We start from the raw sequence: 22,733 nt of genomic DNA, 5'->3' as shown, positions 1-22,733 counted from the left end.
CGTTGCCTTCCGCCGCCAGCATCGTCGTCTGCGCCGGCCTGTTGATCGGCCTTGCCTATGGCGTTGTCGGGCTTTTGAGCGGGTTTTGCCTGATGAGCAGTCTGCGCGGCTGGTGGGCGGAGGGTGACAGCCGACTGATCCGAAGCTACGCCCTGGCGCTTGGCGTGGCGCTCGCGGCGACGCAGCTTTTGGCAGGCAGCGGCGTCGTCGATCTCGCCAAATCGGTTTATCTGCAACCGTCGTTCTCGGCGCCGCTGATGTTTGTCGGCGGCCTGATGTTCGGCTACGGCATGGTGCTGTCGAACGGCTGCGGCTCGCGCGCGCTGGTGCTGCTCGGCCGCGGCAATCTGCGCTCGTTTGTGGTGGTGATCGTGCTCGGCATTGCCGCGCAGATGACGCTGCGAGGACTGATCGCGCCGGCGCGGATTGTCCTGTTGCAGGCTTCATCGACAAAACCAGTGGTCCTTTCGCTGCCGGCGCTACTGTCGACGCTTGGCGGCAGCGAGACATTCGCGCGCACGCTGGTGGCGGCGGTGCTGGCCGGGGCCCTGGTCATTTTTGCCTTCGCGCATCCACCGTTCCAGCGCGCGTGGGGGCAGATCGCGGCCGGCGTCTCCGTCGGCCTGCTGGTGACCGCGGGATGGTTCGCGACCGGCTATCTCGGCGCCGACGATTTCAATCCCGCCGCGGTCACCTCGCTTACCTTCATTTCGCCGATTGCGGACACGGTGCAATACGCGATGCTGTCGACCGGACTGACGCTGAACTTCGGCATCGCGATGGTAGCCGGCGTGTTTGCCGGAAGCCTGGTGACGGCGCTCATTACGCGACGTTTCCGTCTCGAAGGTTACATTTCACCGCGTCACATGCTGCGCTCGATCGGCGGCGCGGCGCTGATGGGATCGGGCGGCGCGATGGCCCATGGCTGCTCGGTTGGGCAGGGCCTGACCGGACTTTCCACGCTGGCCTTGGCGTCGTTCGTCGCAGCCGGCGGGATTTTGTTGGGTTCGGCGGCGGGCCTGCGCGGAATGTTTCGCGTTCCGCCACTGGTATCGGCGAAAGACGCCTGAAGAAATTCAGGCCAGCTGACGCGAGGTCGCCAGCCGCATCACCTCGAGATAGCCGGGGCGTACTTCCATCCGCTTGATGAGACCCTTTTCGACCAGCAGCCGGTGCGCCTCGGGAAGGTGGTAGCACGGCAAGTACATGAACAGATGATGCTCGGCGTGGTAGTTCACCCAATAGGGGGCGATCAAGAGCCGCTCGATTGGACCGGCGAGCGTGGTGCGGGCGTGGCTGAACGGGTCTTCTCCGGTGGAGGTGCAGGCATGTTCGGCGATATTGCGGATGCGCGTTACCAGCGACAGCCAGGTCGCCATCGCCATCACCCAGACGGCCCAATACCAGATGCCGGCACCCGCCAGCCAGAACAGCGCGAACATCAACGCGTTCACGCCAAGGAAGCGGGCCATCTTGCCGGCGCCGCTCGAGACAAAACTCTCATGCGACACTTCTTCGTCGGTCTTGCCACGCCGGAACAGCGACAGGAACAGCGGCAGCCTTTGTTTTACGAAGGTCTGCCCGGTGAGGTCGCGGATGGCTTTTCGGGTGTAGCTCTCCTTGGTGATCGGAAATGGCGCCGAGAGCGAGAGGTCGGGATCCTCGGGCTGCTGGGTGAATTTGTGATGCTGCAGATGATACGACCGGTAACCGGCGAGGTCGGCGCCGACGGGCACCGCGCACAGCCATTGACCCACCCATTCATTGACCGCCCGGTTGGCGTGCAACCCGCCATGGGCGGCTTCGTGCATCAGGATCGCCAGCCCGAGTTGCCGCGTGCCGACAATCATCACCGCGATCAGCCATGTCAGGGGATTGGGCCACAGGGTGACCAGTGCGATGGCCGCAAGAATGGTGCCCCAGGCATGAGCCACCAGCCATAATCCCCGCAGCGAGCTGCGCGAGGTCAGATAGTCCCACTCCTCGGGCGAGAAAACCGTTTTGGGATCGACGCGCGCCACGACCGGCATGGGCGGCTCCAGTCTTCGTTTGAAGCGTTTTCGTTACGCGAACCGGTACCACTTGGCCCGAAAACGCTCTAAGATGAATGATACGCCCGCGCGACGGCTCGTCAATCCGCCGCGCGTGTCAGGATACGGATCTCCGAGGTCAGGGTGCGGTGCACCGGGCATTTGTCGGCGATTTCCATCAGTCTCTTGCGCTGTTCGGCATCCAGCGCGCCCTCCATGGCAATGACCATGTCGATCTGGTCGAGCATCCCGGCCCTGGTTTCACATTCGGCGCAATCTTCCGCATGGATCTTGCGGTGGCTCAATGTCACCGTGGTGCGCGCCAGCGGCAGCGACTTGCGGTCGGCGTACAGGCGCATGGTCATCGAGGTGCAGGCGCCAAGGCTGGCGAGCACGAAGTCATAGGGCCCGGGCCCGGTGTCCTCGCCGCCGGCGGGCACGGGCTCATCGGCGAGCAACCGGTGCGGCCCGATCGAAACGATCTGCTGAAACTTGCTGTTGCGGGTCTCGCGAACCACGACCTGGCGCGGCGCCTCGCCGAGATCGGCGGTTTCCTCCGATGCCGCGGAATCGAGATAGCGCGTGACCCAGGCGGCGACGACGTCGGCGACATAGGCGGCGTCCCGCCGATCGCTCAGCAAATGATCGGCGCCGGCCAGTGAAACAAAACTTTTGGGGTGCTTGGCCGCCACGAAGATGCGGGTCGCGTTATCGATGCTGACGGCGTCGTCGGTCGGCGCGTGCATGACCAACAGCGCCTTGTGCAATTTGGCGACATGCGTCATCAGCCCATGCTCGGCGATGTCGTCGAGGAATTGGTTCGTGATGGTGAACGGCCGGCCCGCCAGCGCGACCTCGGCCTTGCCATGCCTGCGAATGTCCTCGATGCGATCGGCAAAAAGCCCGGTGACGTGCGCGGGGTCGGAAGGGGCGGCAATGGTGACGACCGCCCTGGCGTCGGGAATTTGCGTGGCGGCGGCCAGGATCGCCGCGCCGCCGAGGCTGTGGCCGATCAGGATCGCAGGGGCTTGTCGGGTTTCGCGCAAGTGGTCGGCGGCATGCACCAGATCGGCAACGTTGGATGAGAAGGTGGAATTGGCGAAATCACCTTCACTGGAGCCGAGGCCGGTGAAGTCGAACCGCAGCACCGCGATGCCCTTGGCCGCCAGCGCCACCGCGATCCGCTTGGCTGCGAGCACGTCCTTGCCGCAGGTGAAGCAATGCGCGAACAGCGCGTAGGCGCGGATATCGCCCTCCGGCGTATCCAGTGCGGCGGCCAATTGCTGGCCCTCCGAACCCGTAAATTGGAAGCGTTCGGCCGGCATGGGCTGTCTCCTTGATTTGAACGCGCATTCCGCTCGAGTGAAATCGAGGCGTATGTCGGGGCCTCGTGGTTCGAGACGCACGGCGTTGCCGTGCTCCTCACCATGAGGGTCTTAGACCTCATCCTGAGGAGCATCGCATAGCGATGCGTCTCGAAGGATGAAGCCACCGAATAAAAGAAGCGATCATGTCAATCGCCGGAATAGCGCTGCTCGGTCCACGGGTCGCCGCGGTTGTGATAGCCGCGAATCTCCCAGTAGCCCGGTGCATCCTGCGCGAGGAATTCGATGCTTTGCAGCCATTTCGCGCTTTTCCAGAAATACAGATGCGGCACCACCAGCCGCACCGGGCCGCCATGTTCCTGCTCCAGCGGCATGCCTGACCAGCTGTGCGCGAGCAGAGCGTCTTCGGTGGCAAAATCGTCCAGCGCGAGGTTCGTCGTGTAACCATCATAGGAATGCAGCACGACGTGGCGGGCCTCGTCGCGCGGCTGGCAGGCATTGAGGAGATCGCGGGTTGCCAACCCCTCCCACTGGTTGTCGTAGCGCGACCAGGTGGTCACGCAGTGGATATCGGAGACGGATTTTACCTGCGGCTGCGCGGTGAAGGCTGCAAAATCCCAGAAGATCGGATGTTCAACAGCGCCGTAGACGTCGAGCCGCCAGCGCTCGCGGGAAATCTGCGGAGCCACGCCGAGATCGAGGACCGGCCAGTCCCCGGTGAGGTGCTGTCCCGGCGGCAAGCGCTGCTCCCCAGGCCGCGAAGTTTTCCCGGTGAGGAAGCGGCCCTCGCGCGCCCAGCGCTGTTTGGTGCGCGTGAGCTTGGATTCCAGCGGCTGGTCGCTCTCCTCGGTCATCGCTCATGCCATGATTGCTGGTAACGACCGGTCACTACTCGTGGCGATGCATCGCCGATTCATGCTTGGTGTCACGCATGGTCGCGTAAATGATCAGCGAGAGAAAAATCATACCGCTGAGATAATAATAGAACCAGTCCTCGTGTCCGAGCGATTTGAAATACAGTGCCACCGCGGGCGCGGTGCCACCGAACACCGACACCGTGATGGCATAGGGCAGGCCGACGCCGAGCGCGCGAACCTTGGTGGGAAACAGCTCGGCCTTCACGATGGCGTTGATCGAGGTGTAGCCGGCGACGAAGATCCAGGCCGCGCAAATCAGCAGGAACGCCATCAACGGCGACTTGGTCTCTTTCAGCGTGGTCAGGATCGGTATCGTTGCCAGGGTGCCGACCACGCCGAAAAAGATCAGCAGCGGCTTGCGGCCGATCCGGTCCGACAGCGCGCCGTAGATCGGCTGCAGCAGGGTGGCGAACACCAGCGAGCCGAAGATCACAAAGGTGGTCTGGTCGGCGGTGAGGCCGACGGACAGTTTGACGAAGGTCTGCATGTAGGTCGTGAAGGTGTAGAAGGCGGCGGTGCCGCCGGCGGTGAGGCCTACCACCAGCAACAGTTCGCGGGGATATTTCAGCAGGCCGGTGATCGAGCCGGTCGGTCTGGCAAGTTTTTTCGCTTCTTCGAACGCCTCGGTCTCGTGCAGATTGCGCCGCATCACCGCGGCGAAAATCGCAAGAAAAGCGCCGATCACGAAGGGAATCCGCCAGCCCCATTCCTGCAACTCCTGCTGCGTCAGAAACACCTTTTGCAGCAACAGCAGGACAATGATGGCGGTGAGCTGGCCGCCGATCAGGGTGACGTATTGAAAGCTCGAATAGAAGCCGCGATGCTTGGCGTCGGCGACTTCACTGAGATACGTCGCGCTGGCGCCGTATTCGCCGCCGAGGCTCAGACCTTCGATCACCCGCGCGATCGCCAGGATCGCAGGGGCGGCGATGCCGATCGAGGCATAGGTCGGCGTCACCGCGATGATCAGTGATCCAAAGCACATGCAGACCACCGACAGCGTCAGAGAAAGCCTGCGGCCGTGGCGGTCGGCGATGTAGCCGAACAGCCAGCCGCCGAGCGGCCGCATCAGGAAGGTCGCGGCGAACAGCACGGCGGCGTTGAGCTGCTGCACCACCGGATCGCTGTTGGGAAAGAAGGCCGGCGCGAAATAAAGCGCGAACGCCGTGTAGGCGTAGAAATCGTACCATTCGACAAGATTGCCGACGGAGCCGATGAAGATCGCTTTGACCCGGCGCTCCACGTCACGAATATCGAGGCGGTCGTCGGCACTCAGGCTCACAGCATGATCTATCACGTTTGGTTCCCCGGGGGTTATGAGTGAGCGTTATGGATGAAAGAACAGGGCAATGCTACCTCAGCCGGCCGTTCCGAACAGTATCGGAAGCTGCCGCGGGCCGCGTACGGTGCCCTCCGACCAGGCGACCTTGCCGGCCGGGTCGAGCCTGAAATCCGGAATGCGCTTCAGCCATTCCTCGATCGCAACCGTCATTTCCATGCGCGCGAGGTTGGAGCCGACGCAGCGGTGAATGCCGAGGCCGAAGGCGGCGTGAGGATTTTGCTGGCGGTCGATCACGACCTTGTCGGCGTCCGGAAAGACCTTGGGATCGCGGTTGGCGGCGGGAAACGACAGCAGCACCATGTTGCCGGGCTTGACCGGGCAGCCGCCGATCGCGGTTTCCTTGATGACCTCGCGCGCCATCGTCACCGGCGAATAGGCACGCAAGAACTCCTCGATCGCGGTCGGCATCAGGGCGGGTTCCGCGATCAGACGGCTGCGGTCTTCAGGGGTTTTTGCCAGATGCCACAGCGACGCGCCGATCGCGCTCCAGGTGGTGTCGATGCCCGCGATCAAGAGCAGCCGCAGCGAGCCCAGAACATGCGGATCCGACAGAGGCTGCCCGTTCTTGTCCCGCGCATTCATCAGTGTCGAAATCAGGTCGTCGGTTGGATGTTGCTTGCGAAGCTCGATCTGCTTGGCGAAATATCCGCTCATCTCCTGAACCGCCCGCATCAGGACGCTGTCGTCCTTGATGCCGAGTTCGAGAATTTCGTGAATCCATTTGATGAAAAGCTCGCTGTCCTGCTCCGGGATGCCGAGCATGTGGGCGATCGCGCGGACCGGAATGTGTTTGCTGTAGCGCGCCGCGGCGTCGCATCCTCCCTCGGCGATGAATTCGTCGATCAGCTCGTTACAGATCGCACGAACCCGGGGTTCCAGTTTCTTCACGGCGTCGGGCGTGAATGACGGCAACAGCAACTGTTTCGCCGGCTTGTGTTCCGGCGGATCGGACGTAATCGGCGGCGACGGGTAAGGCGGTTCTGGCCGGACGGTACGCACCACGACGCGGCGGGACGAGAAATGTTCGGTGTCGTAGGAAATCTGCTTCACCGCCTCGAAGGTGGTCGGCAGGTAGCAGCCCAGGAACCGCTCGGTGTGAACCACGGGGCTTTCCGCCCTTAGTTCGTCCCAGATCGGAAAAGGATTCTCGGTCCAGCGCGGATCGGTATGGTCGAAATCGTGAACCCAATCGGTAACGGGAGCATGATTGGACATCGGACAAATTTCCTCCTGGTTCCGTTCGCCCTGATTATTCCGCGTCAATTGGCTGACATGCCCGGGCGCGGCAGGTTATTCCTCGATCACTTCGATCGCGATTTCCGGACAATTGGCCTGGGCGAGCCATGCCTTGTCTTCAAGCTCCTTGGGGACGGAACCGTCGCCAATCTCGTGGGCATTGCCGAACTTGTCGAGTTCGAACAGTTCGGGCGCCAGCGACTTGCAGCGGGCGTGTCCCTGGCACTTGTCCTGGTCGACGTGTATTTTCAGCTTTCCGGACATTTCAGACGTTCCCTGGCAGGCGTTCCGCAGTCGTTGAGCGTATCGTCGCGGATTGGTGTTTCTCGGGCAATTATAGCGGCGCACGCGCCATTCACCAGCGTCCAAATCGTCACCTTTCCCGCGGGCGGGGTGTCAGGCTAAGGCTTAACTTGCTTGCCGGGCCTCGGATCGATCGGGGTCGTGCCGCGCAGGCCCAGAATATCCTCCAGCAGCTTCGCGCCGGCCAGGAGCTGCGCCTCGCCACGGGGCGCTGCGACCATTTGCAACCCGACCGGCAGGCCGGAAGCGGTGAACCCGCACGGCAACGACAGCGCCGGGCAGCAAACCAGCGTAATGGCGTAGACGATGCCGAGCCACTCGACGTAGTTGTCGAACTGATGCCCTGCGCACTCGGCGACATAGCGGTTCTCGACCGGAAACGGCGCCACGATGGTGGCCGGCGTCAGCAGAAGGTCATAGGTTCCGAAGAACTCCAGCGTGCGGGCGGTCATCGCGACGCGCTGCGCTTCGGCACGCTCGAGTTGCTCGACCGAGAGCTTGAGGCCTTCCTCAATGTTCCAAATCACTTCCGGCTTCAGCTGATCGCGCTTGCTGCGCAAAAGCGCGGCCTTGCTGATGGCGAAGTCGAAGGCGCGCAGCACGTGGAAACATTCATGCGCCTCGCGCAGGTCGGGATGCGCCTCTTCGACAATCGCCCCGGTCTCGGCGAACCGCAAGGCCGCTTTCCGGGTGATCGTGGCGACCTCGGGATCAACCGGGGTGATGCCGAGATCGGGCGAATAGGCGACGCGCTTGGGCCGCTGGCCGGAGCGTGCGGCCGACAGGAACGATGTTGGCAGCAGAGGCAGGGAGAGCGGATCGGCCTGATGCTCGCCGCTCATCGCGTCCAGCAGCAGCGCCAGATCCTCGACATTGCGCGCCATCGGTCCGTGCACCGTCAGATTGCGATCAATCTTGAAGGCGGGGGAATGCGCGACGCGGCCGATGCTCGGCCGCAGGCCGACGATGCCGCAGAAGCTGGCAGGGTTGCGCAGCGAGCCGCCCATGTCGGTGCCGTGGGCGAGCCATGCCATGCCGGTGGCGAGCGCGACGGCGGCGCCACCGGAGGAGCCGGCGGCGGATCGCGACAGGTCCCACGGGTTGCGCGTCGCGCCGAAGACCTCGTTGAAGGTATTGGCGCCGGCGCCGAACTCCGGCGTGTTCGATTTGGCGTAGATCACCCCGCCATTGTCTTCGAGATGTTCGACCAGAAGATCGGAGCGGGCAGCGACATTGTCCCTGTAAATAGGAGAGCCCTGCGTGGTCCTTACGCCTTCGACATTGGTGAGGTCCTTGATCGGGATCGGCATGCCCGCCAGCAGGCCGCGACCGCCGACGGGCTTCTGCATCAGCGCCCTGGCGCGGGTTCGGGCGCGATCGAAGCACTGGATCGGCAGGGCGTTCACCGGACCGTCGACCTCGGAAATCCGCCGCTCCAGCACGTCCAGCAGATCGAGCGGCGTGACTTCACCCGTCCTGAGCCTGTCGACAATCGCGCATGCCGTCGCCTGTACCAGCGCCTGATCAGCTGACATCAAGATATTCCTGTCGCTCCGCTGTCTCGATAGCGGATTGTGTAGCCCTGTAAAACATTTTACGGCAAGGTGGAAATGCGACAACCATCCGGAGATGATACATGGCTACGCCGTTCGACGCGCCCGACTGGCGCAGCTTGAATCAAGAGGACCTCGACCGTGGCCTCAACAACGGTGCAGCCGTGGCCGGAAGCGGCGACATCGTCGCCGGCTGGGACCGGCGTTCGGCGGAAATGCGTTCGGCTCATTCCGACCATCTCGACCTCCGCTATGGCCCGCGCGAGCGCAACCGCATCGACTTCTTCAAGGCGGCCGCGGGCGCGCCGACGCTGCTGTTCATCCATGGCGGCTACTGGCAGATGCGGGCCAAGGAGAATTTCGCGCTGTTTGCCGCCGGTCCGATGGCACATGGCATCAATGTCGCCTTGATCGGCTACACGCTGGCGCCGGAAGCCACGTTGGACGAGATTGTCGCCGAGATCCATGCCGGGATCGATTATCTCGCCGGCCGATTGCCCGATCTCGGCGGCGATGCCAACAGGATCGCCGTTTCCGGATGGTCCGCCGGCGGCCATCTCACGGCGACGGCGCTGTCGCACCCGCGCGTCAAAGGCGGCGTGGCGATCAGCGGCATCTACGATCTCGAGCCGATCCGACACAGCTATCTCAACGAAAAGCTCGGCCTCGATGAGGCGATGTCTCGCCGCAACTCGCCCATCATGCAGGCGGCGGGCGCGATGAAGCCGCTGGCACTGACGGTCGGCAGCGGCGAGCTGCCGCAATTGCGCAGGCAGGCCGCGGATTTTGCCGGTTATCGCGCCCAATACGGGCTGCCCGTGAGCTATGAAGAGATCCCCGGCGCCAATCACTTTACGATCATGGACGAGATGCTCTCGCCAAAAGGCCGGATCACCGGGATGATCAGGCAGATGTTCGAGCGGATGGCAGGTTAGTACGTCATTCCGGGGCGATGCGAAGCATCGAACCCGGAATCTCGAGATTCCGGGTCTGGTGCTACGCACCATCCCGGAATGACGGAGTCCTCCACTCCGCCCGCCATGACGCCGAGAGCGTGACTCGCTACCCCCATCCCGCGGCGATACCGCCATCGACCGTGAAGATCACGCCCGATGTGTAAGCGGAGCGGTCGGAGGCGAGGAATGCCATCAGGTCGCCGATCTCGCGGGCATGCGCGGGACGCCCGAGCGGCAGACCCTTCTGGAATTCCTTGTAGCGATTTTCGTCGCCGAACTGGTTCTTGGCGCGGGTCTTCAACAGCGTGACGTGGCGGTCGGTGCCGACCGGGCCGGGATTGATTCCGACCACGCGGATGTTGTCGGCGAGACTCTTGCTGCCCAGTGCCCGGGTGAACGACATCAGTGCAGCATTGCCGGTGCTGCCGCAGATGTAGTTGGCGTCGAACTTTTCGCCGGCAACGCCGATATCGTTGACGATCACCCCATGCCCGCGCGCCTTCATCTGCGCGTAGACTGCGCGGGTGATGTTGATATAGCCGAACACTTTGAGCTCCCAGGCGTGACGCCAGGTCGCCTCGTCGATCTTGTCGATCGAGCCGCCTGGAATGTCGCCGGCATTGTTGACGAGGATGTCGATATCGGAGGTATCCTTGACCAGCCGCGCGATATCCTCCGGCTTGCGCAGGTCGACGACATGGGCGGTGGCATCGATTTGATGGGCCGATCGCAGGCGTTCCGCCAACGCCTTCAGTTGATCGCCGCTGCGGGCCGCCAGGCGGAGATGACAGCCTTCCTCTGCAAAGGCTTCGGCCGCCGCGGCGCCGATGCCCTTGGATGCGCCGGTGATCAGGACGCGTTTGCCGCGCAAATGAAGATCCATGGGATTACTCGCTTGATGGGGGATATCTGAAGGGGTGGGAGAAGGGAGAATTTCAACTGTTAGGCCGCCACCGTCGAGGCGGTCAACATTGCAGTGCAGCGTTGCACCGTCCCGCGGTTTGGTCCATTGCAATCCCGTCATAAAATCGCTTTATCAGCGCCGGCCTGCGGACGAAGGAATCTCTCGATGAGCAACGAAAAAAAGCAATACCGGATCGCGGTCATTCCCGGCGACGGGATCGGCAAGGAAGTGGTGCCGGAGGGCTTGCGCGTTCTGGAGGTGGCCGCGAAAAAGCACGGAGTTGCCGTGCATTTTGATCATTTCGATTTCGCATCCTACGATTATTACGCCAAGCACGGCGAGATGATGCCTGAGGACTGGAAGGCGAAAATCGGCAAGCACGACGCGATCTATTTCGGCGCGGTCGGCTGGCCGGCAAAAATTCCCGATCACATTTCGTTGTGGGGGTCGCTGATCAAATTCCGCAGGGAATTCGACCAGTACGTCAATCTGCGCCCGGTGCGGCTGATGCCGGGGGTGCCGTCGCCGCTCGCCAACCGCAAGCCCGGCGATATCGATTTCTGGGTGGTGCGGGAAAACACCGAAGGCGAATATTCATCCGTCGGCGGGCGGATGTTCCCCGATACCGAGCGCGAATTCGTCACCCAACAGACTGTCATGACCCGGATCGGCGTCGATCGCATCCTGAAGTTTGCGTTTGAGCTGGCGCAATCGCGGCCCAAGAAGCACCTGACCTCGGCGACGAAATCCAACGGCATCTCGATCACGATGCCCTATTGGGACGAGCGTGTGGAGGCGATGGCCAAGAACTATCCTGGCGTGAAGTGGGACAAGTACCACATCGATATCCTGACCGCGAATTTCGTGCTGCATCCGGACTGGTTCGACGTCGTGGTCGGCTCCAACCTGTTCGGCGATATCCTCAGCGATCTCGGCCCGGCCTGCACCGGCACCATCGGCATCGCGCCGTCAGGCAATATCAATCCGGAAGGCCATTTTCCTTCGGTGTTCGAGCCGGTGCACGGCTCGGCGCCGGATATCGCGGGCCAGGGCATTGCCAATCCGATCGGCATGATCTGGTCCGGCGCGATGATGCTGGAACATCTCGGCCAGAAGGCCGCCGCGGCATCCATCGTCACCGCGATCGAGCGCACGCTCGGGGAACGCACGCTGCGCACGAAGGATCTCGGCGGCAACGCCGACACGACGACGTGCGGCAAGGCGGTCGCGGAGATGGTGGAGTAGGGCGCGTAAGGACGCGTCCGCTACCGAGATCGTAGATCGTAGGGTGGGCAAAAGCGAAGCGTGCCCACCATGACACAACAACTTGTTGATCGATGGTGGGCACGGCGCAGATGCGCCTCTGCCCACCCTACGCCTGCTTCGCAATCCTGCGGCAATGCTCCCATGCGGCGTGAATCAAATTCTCGCTCGCTTCCGGCGTGCGGAACGCCGAATGCGCCGACAGCGTCACGTTCGGCAGCTTGGTGAGCGGGTGATCGGCCGGCAGCGGCTCGGTGTTGAAGACATCCAGCCCGGCGTGCCGGATGTGGCCCGACTTCAAGGCTTCGATCATCGCGGCTTCGTCGACCATGGCGCCGCGCGCGGTGTTGACCAGGATGACGCCCGGCTTCATCGCCGCGATGCGTTCGCGCGAGAGAAAGCCGCGGGTGTCATCGTTGAGCAGCAGATGCAGCGAGACGACGTGGCTCTGCGCCAACAGCGCGTCGAGGGAGACGAAATCGACGCCGGCAAATTGCTTCGGCGTCCGGTTCCAGGCGATGACCCGCATGCCGCTGCCGAGCGCGATGCGCGCCACCTCCGCGGCGATGCCGCCAAAGCCGATCAGGCCCAGCGTCTTGCCGGTCAGCTGCATGCCGTCTTCGCGCAGCCAGTTGCCGGCGCGCATCTCGCGGTCCATCCGGGCGATGCCGCGCGCCGACGCCCACATCAGCGCGATGGCGCATTCGGCCACGGCGGTGTCGCCATAGCCCTTGATCAGATGGACCTCGATGCCGAGCTCGCCAAGCTGTTCCGGATTCATGTAGCTGCGCGCGCCGGTTCCTAGGAACACGACATGTTTCAGGCCGTTGCAGCGCCGCGCGACGTCGGTCGGCAGAGCGGTGTGGTCGACGATGACGATCTCGGCGCCATCGAGCAGAGCCGGGATCTGTTCGGCTTTGATATCGGCATCGCGGTTGATCCGCACGGCGGGATCGCCGGCCTTGTTCTGCCGGTCGAAAATATCCGCCAGCGATCCGTTGGCATCGACAAAAACTCCGCGCACAGAAATCTCCGTAGGCTACGATAAACCCGGGCTGGTGCCCGGCTCATTTCTTGTTTGAGCATGATCTTTTCGGAAAACCGGTCCCCACTTTTCCGGATCATGCTCTAGGAAGCGACGCCGGCGAGCGCCAGCACGGTGTGCATCAGCACGTTGGCGCCCGCCGTACAGTCGGCCTGGGTGGCGTCCTCGAGCTCGTTGTGGCTGACGCCATCCTTGCAGGGGACGAATACCATCGCGGCCGGAATCTTCGTGTTCAGATTGCAGGCGTCGTGACCGGCGCCGGAGGTGATGCGGCGGTGGGAAAAGCCGAGCGTGCTCGCGGCATTCTCGACCGCGTCGACCAGCTTCGGATCAAAATGCGTCGGCGGCTTGCGCCAGACCAGATCGACGGTAACGTCGACCTTGCGCCGGGCCGCGATCTCGGCAATCGCGGCACGCAAATCCCTGTCGAGCGCGTCCATGATCGCGGCGTCGGCGCTGCGGCAATCGACGGTGAACGCGATCTCGCCGGGAATGACATTGCGCGAGGGCTTGGCGATCACGGCCTCGCCGACGGTGCCGACGGCGTTCGGGCCGTGCCTTTTGGCGATACTCTCCATCGCCAGCACGATCTCCGACAAGGTCGCCAGCGCGTCGCGGCGCAGCGGCATCGGCGTCGAACCGGCGTGACTCTCGAAGCCGGTGATCTTGCCGTCATACCACAGCACACCCTGGCCGGAATCGACCACGCCGATGGTCTTGCCCTCGGCTTCGAGAATCGGCCCCTGTTCGATATGCAGTTCGACGAAGCTTGAAAATTTCTGCCGGCCGACCGGGCTCTCGCCGCGGTAGCCGATGCTGTCGAGCGCCTCGGCGACCGTGACGCCTTCGGCGTCCTTGCGCGACAGGATATCGTCGGTGGTGAAATCGCCGACATAGGCCGCGGAAGCCATCATCGCCGGCGCAAAGCGCGAGCCTTCCTCATTGGTCCAGTTGACGATGCAGATCGGAATTTCGGTCTCGATCCCGGCGTCGTTGAGGGTGCGAACGACCTCGAGTGCCGCCAGCGTGCCGAGCACGCCGTCGAACTTGCCGCCGGTCGGCTGGGTGTCCAGATGCGAGCCGAGCCCGACCGGTGGCTTCGACATGTCGCGGCCCTTGCGCAAGCCGAACATCGAGCCGAGCGCATCGACATGCACGTCAAGGCCCGCGGCTTCGCAGGCGTTGCGGAACCAGTCGCGGACCAGCCTGTCCTCCGGCCCGAGCGTCAGCCGGCGCACGCCGCCTTTTGCCGTGGCGCCGAATTTCGCGGTTTCGTGGATCGTATCCCAAAGCCGGGCGGAATCGATCTGCAGGTTGGATGCAATTTTGGTCATGGAGCCATTCCGGAAGCCAGGAGAAGCGTAGCCGTCAGTTTCAATGCCGCGCCTGCAGCGGCGCGTCAATAACAGCGCTGCCCTGCGCCAGCTTGGCGGCGAGTTCGGCGACGCGCTCGACCGCGACGGTGTCGGGGGAGGCAAGCCAGCTTGCCGAGAAGGTCAGCAGCGGCATTTGCAGATCAGTCGACAGCAATTGCAACCGCCCGTCGGCCATTTCGTTTTCAACGATCGCGGTCGGAATCACGGCGATGCCGAGGCCTTCGATCGCCATGTGGACGACGGTCGCCAGCGAGGCGCTGGCGTGCAGCCGGATCGGCGGCAGGTCGGGGCGGTTGAACAGCGAACGCACGATCTCGTAAGGCTGCGTCTTGCTCGGAAAGGTAATGATCGGAAACTTCGCGAGGTCATGGACCGTCAGTCTTCGCTTGCCCAGTCCGAGCGAGGGGCTGGCGAGAAAGCCCACCGGATAGTCGCACAACGCCCGGTTGCTGATGGTCGGCGCCGTCAACGGTCCGAGCAGGAACGCGAGTTCGATTTCCTGCGCCAGCAGCCGGGTCCGCAAATTCGAGGTGATGTCGACCTCGATTTCCAGCGAGAGATTCGGATAGGCGTGGTTGACGCCCTTGATCAGTTGCGAAAGCCAGGTGTGGACGATGGTCTCGGCCACGCCGAGCCGCAGCACGCCGCGCATCGCCGAACGATCGCCGACCGCCGCCAGCATTTCCGAGCGCAGGCCGATCAGCTTCTCGGCATAAACCATCATTTGCCTTCCGCTCGGCGTCGGGAGCACCATGCGCCGGTCGCGCTGCAACAGCCTGACACCGACCTCGTGCTCGAGCTGGGCGATCCGCTGCGAAATCGCAGGCTGGGTGGTGTTGAGCTTTTGGGCGGCGCCGCGGAAGCTGCCGAGGGTCACCACCCACATGAAGGTCTCAATTGCCTTGAAATCAACCATGCCCGCAAAGCTCCCAGTTCGATAAATTAAATTTATCGAACTTGATCAAAAACCAAGATTAGACATTATGGTAGCCATATGCGCGATATGCTGTCGAGCCAATTAAGGCGGAGCCGAACATGACCAGCCTGGCAAAAACCGAATGGCCGTTGGATCGCGGCATGGCTCAGCCGTCGCCGGGCGCCGACCTGCTGCCGAGCGTGGCGGCCCGGCATGCCTGCCGCGCCGGGATGGCGGCGAGCACCGCCGGCGTCGCCAACGGCTTCGTCCAGGGCAATCTCGCGATCCTGCCGGAAAAGCTCGCAGCCTCGTTTCACCGCTTCTGTCAGCTCAATCCGAAACCATGTCCCATTATTGGCATGTCCGACGTGGGCGACCCGCGCATTCCCTCGCTCGGGATCGACCTCGACATCCGCACCGACCTGCCGCGCTACCGCGTCTGGCGCGACGGCGAGGTGGTGGAGGAGCCGACCGACATCATGGCGCATTGGCGCGACGATTTGGTCGCGTTCGTGCTCGGCTGCTCGTTCTCATTCGAAGAAGCTTTGATGGATGATGACCTGCCGATCCGGCACATCGAGCGCAACGTGCGCGTGCCGATGTACCGCACCAATATCGCTTGCCAGGCGTCGGGGCCGTTCGCCGGTCCCATGGTGGTGTCGATGCGGCCGTTCAAGCCGGCGCAGGCGATCCGCGCGGTGCAGATCACCTCGCGATTTCCGTCGGTGCACGGCGCGCCGGTTCATCTCGGTCTTCCGCATTCGATCGGGATCGCGGACATCGCAAAGCCCGACTATGGCGACGCCGTACCGGTGGAGGCGGACGAGATTCCGGTGTTCTGGGCCTGCGGTGTGACGCCGCAGGCGGTGATCGCGGCGGCCAGGCTGCCATTTGCGATCACCCATGCTCCCGGCCTGATGCTGGTGACGGACTTGCGCAACAAGCAGCTTGCTGTGCTCTAATGGGCAGCTACTGCCGTACTTTGAGGCTTTACGGTTGTCTTCAACCGTTTCATCGATAGCTGCCGACACATGAGGATTTTCCAATGACCATCTCCCGCCGAAACGTTTTGCTTGGAGCTACCGCGAGCGCGGCGCTGCTGCCGATGGCGGCGCGGGCGCAAACATCCGATGTGGTGATCGGCGTGATCTATCCGCTGTCCGGGGCCAGCGCGCAGATCGGTGTCGATGCCCAGAAGTCATTTGAGACCGCCGCCGAGATCATCAACAAGAAGTACGATTTCGATCTGCCGCTGGCGCGCGGCGAGGGACTTCCGGGTCTCGGCGGCGCCAAGGTCCGTCTGGTGTTCGCCGATCACCAGGCCGATCCGCAGAAGGGCCGCGCAGAAGCCGAGCGCCTGATCACCCAGGAAAAGGTGTGCGCCATCATCGGAACCTATCAGAGCGCGGTCGCGGTCACTGTCAGCCAGATCTGCGAGCGTTATCAGATTCCGTTCATGTCGGCCGACAATTCATCGCCGAGCCTGCACCGCCGTGGCCTCAAATTCTATTTTCGCCCTGCGCCCCATGACGAGATGTTCTCGGCGGCGATGTTCGACTTCTTCGATGCCATGAAGAAGAAGGGCACCAAGATCGAAACCCTGGCGCTGTTTCACGAGGATACGATTTTCGGCACCGACTCAGGCAACGCGCAGCTCAAACTGGCCAATGAGCGCGGCTACAAGGTGGTCGCCGATATCAAATACCGCGCCAATTCGCCGTCGTTGTCGGCCGAAGTGCAGCAGATCAAGGCCGCCAGTGCCGACGTGCTGATGCCCTCGAGCTACACCACCGACGGTATCTTGCTGGTGAAGACCATGGCCGAACTCGGCTACAAGCCCAACGCCATCGTCGCGCAGGACGCCGGCTTCTCCGAAAAAGCCCTGTACGACGCGGTCGGCGACAAGCTCGAAGCGGTGATCTCGCGCGGCAGCTTCTCGCTCGATCTCGCCGCCAAGCGGCCGATGGTCGGCACCATCAACGCCATGTTCAAGGAAAAGTCGGGCAAGGACCTCAACGACTTCTCCTCGCGCCAGTTCATGGCGCTGATCGTGATGTCAGAAGCCATCAATCGCGCCAAATCCGTCGACGGCGACAAGATTCGCGAGGCGCTGGTTGCCACCGACATTCCGGGCGCGCAGACCATCATGCCGTGGAAGCGCGTGAAGTTCGACGACATGGGCCAGAACAACGATGCCGATCCGGTGTTGCTGCAATATGTCGGCGGCAAGTTCGTCACCATCTTCCCGCCGCAAGCCGCCGTCGCCGAAGCCGTCTGGCCGATGAAGTAACGGGGTAGCTTTTGGAGGCTCACCCCAAGCACGGTGTCGTCCCTGCGAACGCAGGGACCCATACGCCGAGGAGTATCGGTTTTATCGTGGTCTCTCGTCCTTCTTCCAATTGCAATTCCGGTGGTTATGGGTCCCTGCGTTCGCAGGGACGACGTATCACGACGGGGGTGCGTCCGTGACAGCCGAAACCATCATCCAGAGTCTCGCCAGCGGCCTGTTGATGGGGCTGCTCTACGGCCTGATCGCCGTTGGACTGGCGCTGATCTTCGGCCTGATGGACGTGGTGAATTTCGCCCACGGCGAATTCCTCATGATAGCGATGTACGCGACCTTCTTCCTGTTTGCGTTCTTTGCGATCGATCCGTTGCTGGCAGCGCCGCTGGTCGCCGCCGCGCTGTTCGTATTCGGCGCGGTGGTTTACCTCCTGGTTGTACGCTTTGCGGTCAGGGCGAAAGCCAATGCCGGGATGGTGCAGATCTTTTCGACCTTCGGGTTGGCTATCGTCATGCGCGGGCTGGCGCAATTCTTCTTCACGCCCGATTATCGCAGCGTCACGCATTCATGGCTTGGCGGCAAGACCATCTCGATCGGCGGCATCTTCCTCCCCGTACCGCAATTGTTCGGCGCGCTGGTGTCGATTGCAGCGTTCGGCGCGCTGTATTTCTTCATCAACCGCACCGATTTCGGCCGCGCCCTTGAGGCGACCCGCGAGGATGCCGGCGCGGTGGCGCTGGTCGGCATCGACAAGAACAGGGTGTTCGCGCTGGGCTGGGGCCTCGGCGCGGCGCTGGTGGGCCTGGCCGGCGCCATCATGGCGATGTTCTTCTACATCTATCCCGATGTCGGCGCGTCGTTCGCGCTGGTCGCCTATGTCACGGTGGCGCTCGGCGGCTTCGGCAGCGTGTTCGGCGCCTTTGCCGGCGGCATCATCGTCGGCCTGGTCGAGGCGACGACGGCCCTGATGCTGCCGCCCTCGCTGAAATCGGTCGGCATCTACGCGGTCTATTTGCTGGTGGTCTTTGTCCGGCCGCGCGGCCTGTTCGGGTCGATCTGATGGATACGAGCTTTGCCCAGCGCCGTCGCCGCGATTTGATCGTCGCCGGCTGTCTTGCGGCGATCGCGGCCCTGGTGCCGCTGTTCGTGAAAGACGTCTATGTCCAGAACATTATGGTGCTGACGCTGATGTATGCGGCGCTGTCGCAGAGCTGGAATATCCTGAGTGGCTATTGCGGGCAGATCTCGCTCGGCCATGCGTTGTATTTCGGGCTCGGCGCCTACACCACAGCGCTTCTGTTCACCAAATTCGGCGTGCTGCCGTGGTTCGGCATGATCGGCGGCGGCCTGATATCGGCCGTCATCGCCATGGCGCTCGGTTATCCCTGCTTCCGGCTGCGCGGGCACTATTTCGTCATCGCCACCATCGTCATCGCCGAGACCGCGCTGTTGCTGTTCCAGAACTGGGATTGGGCGGGTGCCGCGCTCGGCATCGATATTCCCGTGCGCGGCGATAGCTGGCTCAAGTTTCAGTTCACGCGCAGCAAGCTGCCCTATTTCTATTTCGCGCTGGGGCTCGCCTGCGTCGCCTGGCTCGTGACGTGGTGGCTGGAGGATTCCAAGTGGGGCTACTGGTGGCGCGCCGTGAAGGACAATCCCGACGCCGCCGAAAGCCTCGGCGTCGTCGTGTTCAATTCCAAGATGGGGGCCGCGGCGGTTTCGGCCTTCCTCACCGCGGTCGGCGGCAGTTTTTACGCGCAGTTCGTCTCCTACATCGATCCCGAAAGCGTCATGGGCTTCCAGTTTTCGCTGCTGATGGCGCTGCCCGCGGTGCTTGGCGGCATCGGTACGTTGTGGGGGCCGGTGCTGGGCGCCGTCATCCTGATCCCGCTCACCGAACTCACGCGCTCCTTTATCGGCGGCTCCGGCCGCGGCGTCGACCTGATCGTCTACGGCACGCTGATCGTGCTGATCTCGCTGGCGCGCCCGCAAGGCCTGGTCGGGCTGTTCTCGGGCCGGCGCAAGGAAGCGGTCCGATGACGGCGCTGCTGGAAACACGCGGCGTCTGGCAGCGTTTCGGCGGCCTGATCGCCAACAGCGACGTCTCGATTTCGGTCGGACGCGGCGAGATCGTCGGCCTGATCGGCCCCAACGGCGCCGGCAAGTCGACCTTGTTCAATCTGATTGCGGGCGTGCTGCCACCGACGCAAGGGTCGATCCTGTTCGACGGCGAGGACGTCACCGCGCTGCCGGCGGCGCAGCGCTGCGAGCGCGGCATCGCGCGCACCTTCCAGGTCGTCAAAAGCTTCGAGACCATGACGGTGATCGACAACGTCATCGTCGGCGCACTGATCCGCACCACCATCATGCGCGAGGCCCGCCGCAAGGCGCACGACGTGCTTGAATTCTGCGGGCTTGCCGGCCGCGCCGACGTGCTGGCGAGCCAATTGATCCCGTCGGAGAAACGTCGCCTCGAAGTCGCCCGTGCGCTCGCCACCGAGCCGAAACTGCTGTTGCTCGATGAGGTGCTCACGGGGCTGACGCCGATCGAGGCGCAGACCGGCGTCGAGCTGGTGCGAAAGGTGCGCGCCACCGGAGTGACGGTGTTGATGGTCGAGCACGTCATGGAGATCGTGATGCCGCTGGTCGATCGCGCCATCGTGCTCGATCTCGGCAAGGTGCTGGTCGAGGGCAAGCCGGCCGACGTGGTTCGGGATCCGAAAGTCATCAGTGCCTATCTTGGGGATCGTCATGCTGTCAGTGCATGAAGTCACCACCGCCTATCAGGGGCTGGTGGCGATCTCTTCGGTGTCGATCGAGGTCGCCAGGGGCGAGATCGTCTGCGTCGCGGGCGCCAATGGCGCCGGCAAGTCGACGCTGCTGAAATCCATCGCCGGCGCCGAGCGGCCGCGTTCGGGCACCGTCACCTTCGACGGCACCCGCATCGACGGCATGGCGCAGCACATGGTGACCGCGCGCGGCATCGCCTATGTGCCGGAAAACCGCCGGCTGTTTCCGCGCCTTTCAGTGCGCGACAATTTGCGGCTCGGTAGCTACCTCTACCGCCGAGAGAGCAATCGCGAGGAGCCGCTGGCGCTGGTGTTCGAGCTGTTTCCGCGGCTCTCCGAGCGGCTCGACCAGCGCGCCGAAACGTTGTCCGGCGGCGAGCAGCAGATGCTGGCGATCGGGCGCGCGCTGATGACAAGGCCGCGGCTCTTGATGCTCGACGAGCCGTCGCAGGGCATCATGCCGAAGCTCGTCGACGAGATATTTCAGGCGGTCAAGCGCATCCGCGACGCCGGCATGACCGTGCTGATCGTCGAGCAGCGCATCGCCGAATGCCTTGATATCGCCGATCGCGCCTACATCCTGCAGACCGGGCGCTTGCAGATGCAGGGCACCGCCGATGAGATCAAGGGCAATCCCGATGTGCGCAAGGCGTATCTGGGACTGTAGCTTCAGCAGCAACGTTCGTCATTGTGAGGAGCGAAGCGACGAAGCAATCCATACTTTCTTGCTGTGGTGGGCCGTGGATTGCTTCGCTGCGCTCGCAATGACGGAGGAGGCTTTGGATGGGCGCCCTCAATCGTCCGCGTGCTCCGGCAGCACCAACCCAAACACCTTCACCAAATCCTCAACCTGCGCCGGCGTCAGGTATCGCGGATTGAGCCCGCGCAGCAGCAGATAGAGTTTTGCGGTCTCTTCCAGTTCCTCGATCGCGAACACCGCGGCTTCCAGCGTGTCGCCCGAGACCACCGGGCCGTGATTGGCGAGCAACACGGAGGAATATTTGCCGGCCAGGCCCCTGATCGCGTCGGCCACATCGGGATCGCCCGGCCGATAATACGGCACCAGCGCGGTCGCGCCGCATTTCATCAAATAGTAGGCGGTCATCGGCGGCAGCGCCGCGCGCGGGTCGATCTCCGGCAGCATCGAGAGCGCCACCGAATGGGTCGAATGCAGATGCACCACCGCGCGGGCGGCGTTGCGGGTCTGGTACAGCGCGGAATGCAGCGGCACTTCCTTGGTCGGGGCATCACCGGACACGAGCCGGCCGCCGGCATCCAGCCGAGACAGCCGCGCCGGATCGAGGAAACCGAGCGAGGCATTGGTCGGCGTGACCAGCCAGCCGCCATCGTCGAGCTTTGCGGAAATGTTGCCCGAGGAACCCGGCGTCAGCCCGCGCTCGAACAAGGAACGGGCCAGGCGGCAGATTTCCTCGCGGTTCTTTGTTTCGCTCATGGCGGTATCCTTCTTCCGCCTTGTCTCACGCTTTGGCAGCGCGGCCAAGCCGTGTTACCCAAGAGCCAAAGCCGCCGTTTAAATCCCGGCTTGTGAGGAACTCTCTTAGGGAAACGCCGCATGTCTCAATCCGCATCGCCAAAACCGCACGTCGCCGTCATTGGGCTGGGCTCGATGGGCTTTGGCATGGCGACCTCGCTGCGGCGTGCCGGATTTGCCGTCACCGGCTGCGACGTCTCGGCCGATGCGGTGAAGCGGTTCATCTCCGACGGCGGCGCGGGCGCCAGGACGCCGGCGGAGGCCGCAAAGGGCGCCGACATCGTCGTCAGCGTGGTCGTCAACGCCGCCCAGACCGAGACCATTCTGTTCGGCAAGGATGGGGTTGCCGAAACGCTGCCAAAGGACGCGGTGTTCGTCTCGTCGGCGACCATGGACCCTGATGTGGCGCGGCGGCTCGCCAAACAATTGGAGGCCACCGGCCGGCATTATCTCGACGCGCCGATCTCCGGCGGCGCGCAGCGCGCGGCGCAGGGCGAACTAACCGTCCTCGCCTCCGGCAGCGCCGCCGCGTTCGCCAAAGCGCGGCCGGCGCTCGATGCGATGGCGGCAAAACTCTATGAACTCGGCGATGCCGCGGGCCAGGGTGCCGCGTTCAAGATGATCAACCAGCTGCTCGCGGGCGTGCATATCGCGGCCGCCTCCGAGGCCATCACCTTTGCCGCCAAGCAGGGGCTCGATATCCGGAAAGTCTATGAAGTGATCACGGCGTCGGCCGGTAATTCCTGGATGTTCGAGAACCGCGTGCCGCACGTGCTCGATGGTGATTACACCCCGCGCAGCGCGGTGGAAATTTTTGTAAAGGACCTCGGCATCATCCAGGACATGGCGCGCACGGCAAAATTTCCGGTGCCGGTGGCCGCCGCAGCACTTCAGATGTTTCTGATGACGGCAGCCTCCGGCATGGGGCGCGATGACGATGCTTCAGTCGCGCGGATGTATGCCCGCGTCACCGGCACGCATCTGCCCGGCGAGCCGAAATAG

At 63.4% G+C, this 22,733-nt stretch carries 22 protein-coding genes; 10 read left to right on the top strand and 12 right to left on the bottom strand.

Annotated elements, in window-relative coordinates:
* The first annotated feature begins 2 nt into the window (after window positions 1-2).
* On the top strand, window positions 3-1,070 hold the full coding sequence (locus E8A46_RS24910; protein WP_291566890.1) for a YeeE/YedE family protein: 1,068 nt from the start codon (window positions 3-5) through the stop codon (window positions 1,068-1,070).
* A 6-nt stretch (window positions 1,071-1,076) separates the two neighbouring features.
* On the opposite strand, the gene E8A46_RS24905 is transcribed toward E8A46_RS24910, so the two are convergent.
* From E8A46_RS24905 to E8A46_RS24875, 7 genes are all read right to left on the bottom strand, one after another.
* A complete protein-coding gene (locus tag E8A46_RS24905; protein WP_291566888.1) occupies window positions 1,077-2,030 on the bottom strand; it encodes a fatty acid desaturase family protein in 954 nt (317 codons plus the stop codon).
* 101 nt (window positions 2,031-2,131) lie between these two features.
* Window positions 2,132-3,355, bottom strand: a complete 1,224-nt coding sequence (locus tag E8A46_RS24900) for a bifunctional alpha/beta hydrolase/OsmC family protein (RefSeq protein WP_291566886.1) — start codon at window positions 3,353-3,355, stop codon at window positions 2,132-2,134.
* Between the two features lie 188 nt (window positions 3,356-3,543).
* On the bottom strand, window positions 3,544-4,209 hold the full coding sequence (locus tag E8A46_RS24895) for a sulfite oxidase-like oxidoreductase (protein ID WP_291566884.1): 666 nt from the start codon (window positions 4,207-4,209) through the stop codon (window positions 3,544-3,546).
* A gap of 34 nt (window positions 4,210-4,243) precedes the next feature.
* Window positions 4,244-5,566, bottom strand: coding sequence for an MFS transporter (locus E8A46_RS24890; protein ID WP_291567136.1), 1,323 nt, complete (start codon window positions 5,564-5,566; stop codon window positions 4,244-4,246).
* 63 nt (window positions 5,567-5,629) lie between these two features.
* Window positions 5,630-6,829 carry a cytochrome P450 gene (locus E8A46_RS24885; RefSeq protein ID WP_291566882.1) on the bottom strand — a complete coding sequence of 400 codons (1,200 nt, stop codon included), beginning with the start codon at window positions 6,827-6,829 and terminating at the stop codon, window positions 5,630-5,632.
* A 75-nt stretch (window positions 6,830-6,904) separates the two neighbouring features.
* A complete protein-coding gene (locus E8A46_RS24880) occupies window positions 6,905-7,114 on the bottom strand; it encodes a ferredoxin (RefSeq protein ID WP_291566880.1) in 210 nt (69 codons plus the stop codon).
* Window positions 7,115-7,251: 137 nt separating this feature from the next.
* Window positions 7,252-8,688: an amidase family protein gene (locus E8A46_RS24875; protein WP_291566878.1), complete on the bottom strand. Its 1,437-nt coding sequence runs from the start codon at window positions 8,686-8,688 to the stop codon at window positions 7,252-7,254.
* 101 nt (window positions 8,689-8,789) lie between these two features.
* On the opposite strand from E8A46_RS24875, the gene E8A46_RS24870 reads away from it, so the two are divergent.
* Window positions 8,790-9,641, top strand: coding sequence for an alpha/beta hydrolase (locus E8A46_RS24870; RefSeq protein ID WP_291566876.1), 852 nt, complete (start codon window positions 8,790-8,792; stop codon window positions 9,639-9,641).
* A gap of 127 nt (window positions 9,642-9,768) precedes the next feature.
* Here E8A46_RS24870 and E8A46_RS24865 read toward each other — a convergent pair whose 3' ends face one another.
* Window positions 9,769-10,545 carry an SDR family oxidoreductase gene (locus E8A46_RS24865; RefSeq protein ID WP_291566875.1) on the bottom strand — a complete coding sequence of 259 codons (777 nt, stop codon included), beginning with the start codon at window positions 10,543-10,545 and terminating at the stop codon, window positions 9,769-9,771.
* Window positions 10,546-10,731: 186 nt separating this feature from the next.
* Here E8A46_RS24865 and E8A46_RS24860 point away from each other — a divergent pair, with 186 nt between their 5' ends.
* The gene (locus tag E8A46_RS24860) at window positions 10,732-11,811 is read left to right on the top strand and encodes a tartrate dehydrogenase (RefSeq protein WP_291566873.1); all 1,080 of its coding nucleotides are present in this window, start codon (window positions 10,732-10,734) and stop codon (window positions 11,809-11,811) included.
* A gap of 127 nt (window positions 11,812-11,938) precedes the next feature.
* Here the strand turns inward: E8A46_RS24860 and E8A46_RS24855 are convergent, their stop codons facing one another.
* The 3 genes from E8A46_RS24855 to E8A46_RS24845 all read right to left on the bottom strand — a co-directional run bounded on the left by E8A46_RS24855 (window position 11,939) and on the right by E8A46_RS24845 (window position 15,166).
* Window positions 11,939-12,853 (bottom strand): NAD(P)-dependent oxidoreductase, encoded by a 915-nt coding sequence (locus E8A46_RS24855; RefSeq protein ID WP_291566871.1) that lies wholly within the window; start codon window positions 12,851-12,853, stop codon window positions 11,939-11,941.
* Between the two features lie 104 nt (window positions 12,854-12,957).
* The gene (locus E8A46_RS24850; RefSeq protein WP_291566869.1) at window positions 12,958-14,208 is read right to left on the bottom strand and encodes a Zn-dependent hydrolase; all 1,251 of its coding nucleotides are present in this window, start codon (window positions 14,206-14,208) and stop codon (window positions 12,958-12,960) included.
* Window positions 14,209-14,248: 40 nt separating this feature from the next.
* Complete coding sequence (locus E8A46_RS24845) at window positions 14,249-15,166, bottom strand: LysR family transcriptional regulator (protein ID WP_291566867.1); 918 nt, start codon at window positions 15,164-15,166, stop codon at window positions 14,249-14,251.
* Between the two features lie 161 nt (window positions 15,167-15,327).
* On the opposite strand from E8A46_RS24845, the gene E8A46_RS24840 reads away from it, so the two are divergent.
* The 6 genes from E8A46_RS24840 to E8A46_RS24815 all read left to right on the top strand — a co-directional run bounded on the left by E8A46_RS24840 (window position 15,328) and on the right by E8A46_RS24815 (window position 20,906).
* Window positions 15,328-16,128, top strand: a complete 801-nt coding sequence (locus E8A46_RS24840; RefSeq protein WP_291567135.1) for a putative hydro-lyase — start codon at window positions 15,328-15,330, stop codon at window positions 16,126-16,128.
* 83 nt (window positions 16,129-16,211) lie between these two features.
* Window positions 16,212-17,456 carry an ABC transporter substrate-binding protein gene (locus E8A46_RS24835; RefSeq protein ID WP_291566865.1) on the top strand — a complete coding sequence of 415 codons (1,245 nt, stop codon included), beginning with the start codon at window positions 16,212-16,214 and terminating at the stop codon, window positions 17,454-17,456.
* 175 nt (window positions 17,457-17,631) lie between these two features.
* Window positions 17,632-18,510: a branched-chain amino acid ABC transporter permease gene (locus E8A46_RS24830; RefSeq protein ID WP_291566863.1), complete on the top strand. Its 879-nt coding sequence runs from the start codon at window positions 17,632-17,634 to the stop codon at window positions 18,508-18,510.
* The gene (locus tag E8A46_RS24825; protein ID WP_291566861.1) at window positions 18,510-19,490 is read left to right on the top strand and encodes a branched-chain amino acid ABC transporter permease; all 981 of its coding nucleotides are present in this window, start codon (window positions 18,510-18,512) and stop codon (window positions 19,488-19,490) included. The genes E8A46_RS24830 and E8A46_RS24825 overlap by 1 nt, the downstream gene beginning before the upstream one ends.
* Entirely contained in the window at window positions 19,487-20,218 is a 732-nt protein-coding gene (locus E8A46_RS24820; RefSeq protein ID WP_291566859.1) for an ABC transporter ATP-binding protein, read from the top strand. The genes E8A46_RS24825 and E8A46_RS24820 overlap by 4 nt, the downstream gene beginning before the upstream one ends.
* Window positions 20,202-20,906 (top strand): ABC transporter ATP-binding protein, encoded by a 705-nt coding sequence (locus E8A46_RS24815; protein ID WP_291566857.1) that lies wholly within the window; start codon window positions 20,202-20,204, stop codon window positions 20,904-20,906. Before E8A46_RS24820 ends, E8A46_RS24815 begins: the two co-directional genes overlap by 17 nt.
* A 126-nt stretch (window positions 20,907-21,032) precedes the next feature.
* Here the strand turns inward: E8A46_RS24815 and E8A46_RS24810 are convergent, their stop codons facing one another.
* Window positions 21,033-21,692, bottom strand: a complete 660-nt coding sequence (locus tag E8A46_RS24810; RefSeq protein ID WP_291566855.1) for an aldolase — start codon at window positions 21,690-21,692, stop codon at window positions 21,033-21,035.
* Window positions 21,693-21,812: 120 nt separating this feature from the next.
* Here E8A46_RS24810 and ltnD point away from each other — a divergent pair, with 120 nt between their 5' ends.
* Window positions 21,813-22,733, top strand: a complete 921-nt coding sequence (gene ltnD, locus E8A46_RS24805) for an L-threonate dehydrogenase (RefSeq protein ID WP_291566853.1) — start codon at window positions 21,813-21,815, stop codon at window positions 22,731-22,733.

The organism is Bradyrhizobium sp. (assembly GCF_004799445.1).
Classification (GTDB): Bacteria; Pseudomonadota; Alphaproteobacteria; order Rhizobiales; family Xanthobacteraceae; genus Bradyrhizobium.
The sequence above is the reverse complement of the archived record's forward strand: the minus strand, read 5'-3'. Positions and strand labels throughout refer to the sequence as shown.

What these genes read in the sequence shown, in the direction of transcription:
- E8A46_RS24905 (WP_291566888.1), bottom strand. Translation starts at nt 2,030, where the DNA reads ATGCCGGTCGTGGCGCGCGTCGATCCCAAAACGGTTTTCTCGCCCGAG.
- E8A46_RS24900 (WP_291566886.1), bottom strand. Translation starts at nt 3,355, where the DNA reads ATGCCGGCCGAACGCTTCCAATTTACGGGTTCGGAGGGCCAGCAATTG.
- E8A46_RS24895 (WP_291566884.1), bottom strand. Translation starts at nt 4,209, where the DNA reads ATGACCGAGGAGAGCGACCAGCCGCTGGAATCCAAGCTCACGCGCACC.
- E8A46_RS24885 (WP_291566882.1), bottom strand. Translation starts at nt 6,829, where the DNA reads ATGTCCAATCATGCTCCCGTTACCGATTGGGTTCACGATTTCGACCAT.
- E8A46_RS24880 (WP_291566880.1), bottom strand. Translation starts at nt 7,114, where the DNA reads ATGTCCGGAAAGCTGAAAATACACGTCGACCAGGACAAGTGCCAGGGA.
- E8A46_RS24875 (WP_291566878.1), bottom strand. Translation starts at nt 8,688, where the DNA reads ATGTCAGCTGATCAGGCGCTGGTACAGGCGACGGCATGCGCGATTGTC.
- E8A46_RS24870 (WP_291566876.1), top strand. Translation starts at nt 8,790, where the DNA reads ATGGCTACGCCGTTCGACGCGCCCGACTGGCGCAGCTTGAATCAAGAG.
- E8A46_RS24865 (WP_291566875.1), bottom strand. Translation starts at nt 10,545, where the DNA reads ATGGATCTTCATTTGCGCGGCAAACGCGTCCTGATCACCGGCGCATCC.
- E8A46_RS24860 (WP_291566873.1), top strand. Translation starts at nt 10,732, where the DNA reads ATGAGCAACGAAAAAAAGCAATACCGGATCGCGGTCATTCCCGGCGAC.
- E8A46_RS24850 (WP_291566869.1), bottom strand. Translation starts at nt 14,208, where the DNA reads ATGACCAAAATTGCATCCAACCTGCAGATCGATTCCGCCCGGCTTTGG.
- E8A46_RS24845 (WP_291566867.1), bottom strand. Translation starts at nt 15,166, where the DNA reads ATGGTTGATTTCAAGGCAATTGAGACCTTCATGTGGGTGGTGACCCTC.
- E8A46_RS24840 (WP_291567135.1), top strand. Translation starts at nt 15,328, where the DNA reads ATGGCTCAGCCGTCGCCGGGCGCCGACCTGCTGCCGAGCGTGGCGGCC.
- E8A46_RS24835 (WP_291566865.1), top strand. Translation starts at nt 16,212, where the DNA reads ATGACCATCTCCCGCCGAAACGTTTTGCTTGGAGCTACCGCGAGCGCG.
- E8A46_RS24825 (WP_291566861.1), top strand. Translation starts at nt 18,510, where the DNA reads ATGGATACGAGCTTTGCCCAGCGCCGTCGCCGCGATTTGATCGTCGCC.
- E8A46_RS24820 (WP_291566859.1), top strand. Translation starts at nt 19,487, where the DNA reads ATGACGGCGCTGCTGGAAACACGCGGCGTCTGGCAGCGTTTCGGCGGC.
- E8A46_RS24815 (WP_291566857.1), top strand. Translation starts at nt 20,202, where the DNA reads ATGCTGTCAGTGCATGAAGTCACCACCGCCTATCAGGGGCTGGTGGCG.
- E8A46_RS24810 (WP_291566855.1), bottom strand. Translation starts at nt 21,692, where the DNA reads ATGAGCGAAACAAAGAACCGCGAGGAAATCTGCCGCCTGGCCCGTTCC.
- ltnD (WP_291566853.1), top strand. Translation starts at nt 21,813, where the DNA reads ATGTCTCAATCCGCATCGCCAAAACCGCACGTCGCCGTCATTGGGCTG.